The sequence below is a fragment of the Saccharomonospora saliphila YIM 90502 genome (genome assembly GCF_000383795.1).
GTDB classification, from domain to species: Bacteria; Actinomycetota; Actinomycetes; order Mycobacteriales; family Pseudonocardiaceae; genus Saccharomonospora; species Saccharomonospora saliphila.
This window is the reverse complement of record NZ_KB912652.1, coordinates 3,455-6,367: the sequence shown is the minus strand read 5'-3', so window position 1 is coordinate 6,367 and position 2,913 is coordinate 3,455. Positions and strand designations below refer to the sequence as shown.

Here is a 2,913-nt window from a genome sequence, read left to right as displayed (position 1 = left end):
TCCGCGAAGCGGGCGGCGTCGGGCACCACCAGCCTGCCCGGGGTGCCGGACGCGCTGTCGAACGGCAGCGCCCCGGCCGCCACCGAGGTTCCCGCTCCCCGGCCGGACTCCCGCAGACGCGAGCGCACCCGTTCGGCGAGCGCGTGTTCGTCCGTCCCGGTGAGTACCTCGCCGGAACCCGTGGCGAGCAGGGTGCGCTCGGCCGTGGCGAGGAGGAAATCCCCTGGTGTGTACTCCGCCAGCGGGGACGGGGGGCTCGGGTCACACACGGACTGGCCCCTTCCCATCGCGCTCGCCCGTCGGCCGGTGCGCTCGTCACCGCACCGGGCGTCGGCCCGGCACGGGTCGCGCCCGGCTCGTGTCCTGCCGGTCGTCCACCGGCACGGGACGCACCCGCCGGTGGATCTTCTACGAAGCCTAGTGCCCGCCCGCGACGGCCTCGGGGCTCCACCACCGCTCGGTGACGTCGATCTCGCCCGCGTCCGCTCCGGTGAGCACGGCCACGGCCGCGCGGTAGCCGGGTCCGGGGTCGAGGTCGGCCATGCGCGTCGTCTCCGGGGACAGCGCCTCCTCGGTCGAGGCCAGCAGCCGCGCGGGCTGGTCGGCGGGAGACAGGGTCAGATCGCGCAGCGCGATGCGCAGGCCGCGTCCGGTGGCCTTCATCACCGCCTCCTTCCGCGTCCAGAACGCGTAGAACGCCTCGGCGCGCTCGGCGGTGCCCGGTGCGGGCAGGCCCGCCTGTTCGGCCTCGTTGAGGGCGTAGTCGAGCAGCGAGTGTTCCGCGCCGCGCCCGGTGGCCTCCACGTCGAGTCCCACCGGTGCGCCGTCGGTGACGGCGACCCCGACCCGGTCACCGGCGTGTGAAATGGACAGTGCCAGCGCCGCGCCGGGTATCCGCACGGGGCCGTGCGGCTTTCCGCAGTCGTCGCAGGTCGCGTCGAAGGTCACCGCGTCGACGGCGATGCCGAGCCGGTGCGCGGCCACGGTCTTGGCCAGGACCCTGCCGGTGCGGAACCGGGCCCGGTCGGCGGCCATGCGGTAGGCCTCGTGCCGCTGCCGCTCGGCCGCGTCCAACAGCGCCAGCGCGGCCGGAGCCGCCTCGCCGTCGATGATCGGTTCGGCCCACCACACCGTGCAGTCGGTCATCTCGCCCCTGTCTCCCCACGCCGTCCCGGCGCACCGATCGCGGTGCCGTCTCCGTGTCCGGGCCGTTGATCGTCGCCTCGAACTTACGCGGCGCCCGGGGCTCCCGCCAAGCGCACGGATGCGCTACCTTGCTACTAAGCAACCGCTTAGTAGTCGAGGGAGTCCGCTGCGATGGATTTCAGCCTCAGCGTCGAAGAACGCGAGATCCGTGACTGGGTCCGGACCTTCGTGCAGAAGGAACTGGTTCCGCTCGAGAACGACGTGCTGCGCCGGGAGCGGGCTCACCAGCCCGGATTGACCGACGACGAGCTGACCGAGCTCCAGCTCAAGGCGAAGGAATCCGGATTCTGGGGCGTGCAGACGCCGGAGGAATACGGCGGCATGGGCCTGTCGGCGGTGATGACCGCGCTGCTCGAGGTGGAGCTGGGCCGCACCTTCGTGCCGTTCCGGTTCGGCGGCGCCGCGGACAACATCCTCTTCCACGCCAACGAGGAACAGAAGCAGCGCTACCTGCTGCCCACCATCGACGGCACGCGCAGGTCCTGCTTCGCCATCACCGAGCCGGGCGCGGGCTCCGACGCGAAGGCCATCCGCACCACCGCCCGCAAGGACGGCGACGAGTGGGTGATCAACGGGGAGAAGACGTTCATCACCGGTGGTCACGAGGCCGACTTCGTGATGGTGTTCGCCGTCACCGACCCGGACAAGGGCGCGAACGGGGGCGTGACCTGCTTCCTCGTGGACCGCGATCGGGGATGGCGCTCCGAGTACATCGACACGATGGGAGAGTGGGGCCCTGCGTCGCTGATCTTCGACAACGTCCGGGTGCCGGAGAGTCAGGTCCTCGGGGAGGTGGGGCAGGGTTTCGCCCTGGCCATGCAGTGGATCGGCCGAGGCCGGTACCTGCTGCCCGCTCGGGCGCTCGGCTCCTGTGAGCGGCTGCTGTCGATGGCGATCGAGTACGCGGGCACCCGGGAGACCTTCGGCGCGCCGATCGCCGACCGGCAGGCCATCCAGTGGATGATCGCGGACTCCGGTGTGGAGATCGAGGCGCTGCGCTGGCTCGTGCTGCATGCCGCCTGGCAGGTCGACCAGGGCATGGACTCCCGTCAGGCGCAGTCGATGGCCAAGCTGTTCGGTGGGCAGAAGGCCAACGAGATCGTCGACCGGGTGCTCCAGATCCACGGAGGCATGGGCTACACCCGGGAGCTGCCCGTCGAGCGCTGGTACCGCGAGCTGCGGCTGCTGCGGATCTACGAGGGCACCGACGAGATCCAGCGGCGCACGATCGCGCGCAACCTGCTGAAGGGGCACGCCAGGGTCACCGGCGCACTCGGCTGACCCGGCGTCATCCGGTGACACCGGTCGCGCCGGTGGAACCGCGCGGCACCGGCCGCACTCAGGGGACCGCGCCGCACCGGTGGGACCGTGCGGAACCGGCCGGGCTCACGGCGACGGCGGAGAGGCCGTGGCACCAGGGGTGGTCACGGCACGCGAAGGTGTGGCGGGCGCGCGGAGCACCGCGCCCCGCCACACCACGTCCGTGCCGGGGTCGTTCACTGTGCCGGGTGCAACGCGGCACCGCTCAGGGCGGTGACCACGACGGCCACGGCCAACTTGCGCATGACTGCTCCTCTACCCCGGGTGTAGGAACGCTCAGCCGCAGTGCTGGAACGGGCTGGTGTAGCTCTGGCCCCCCACCGAGCCGCCCCACTTCACGCACGTGCCGGGTGCGTACTTCTTGACCGGGCCCGCGTAGTAACTGAA

At 71.7% G+C, this 2,913-nt stretch carries 2 protein-coding genes and 2 pseudogenes; 1 reads left to right on the top strand and 3 read right to left on the bottom strand.

The features are described from left to right. Positions 1 to 269: pseudogene (locus SACSA_RS22125) on the bottom strand (isochorismate synthase); the annotation flags it as partial. A 148-nt stretch (positions 270 to 417) separates the two neighbouring features. After that, complete coding sequence (locus SACSA_RS0108685; protein ID WP_019815127.1) at positions 418 to 1,146, bottom strand: 4'-phosphopantetheinyl transferase family protein; 729 nt, start codon at positions 1,144 to 1,146, stop codon at positions 418 to 420. A 171-nt stretch (positions 1,147 to 1,317) separates the two neighbouring features. Between SACSA_RS0108685 and SACSA_RS0108680 the strand changes: the two genes are divergently transcribed. Next, a complete protein-coding gene (locus SACSA_RS0108680) occupies positions 1,318 to 2,487 on the top strand; it encodes an acyl-CoA dehydrogenase family protein (protein ID WP_019815125.1) in 1,170 nt (389 codons plus the stop codon). Between the two features lie 315 nt (positions 2,488 to 2,802). On the opposite strand, the pseudogene SACSA_RS25185 reads toward SACSA_RS0108680, so the two are convergent. Then, positions 2,803 to 2,913: pseudogene (locus SACSA_RS25185) on the bottom strand (M23 family peptidase); the annotation flags it as partial.

Bases quoted from the DNA above. Each gene is read 5' to 3' on its own strand.
- SACSA_RS0108685 (WP_019815127.1), bottom strand. From the start codon at position 1,146: ATGACCGACTGCACGGTGTGGTGGGCCGAACCGATCATCGACGGCGAG.
- SACSA_RS0108680 (WP_019815125.1), top strand. From the start codon at position 1,318: ATGGATTTCAGCCTCAGCGTCGAAGAACGCGAGATCCGTGACTGGGTC.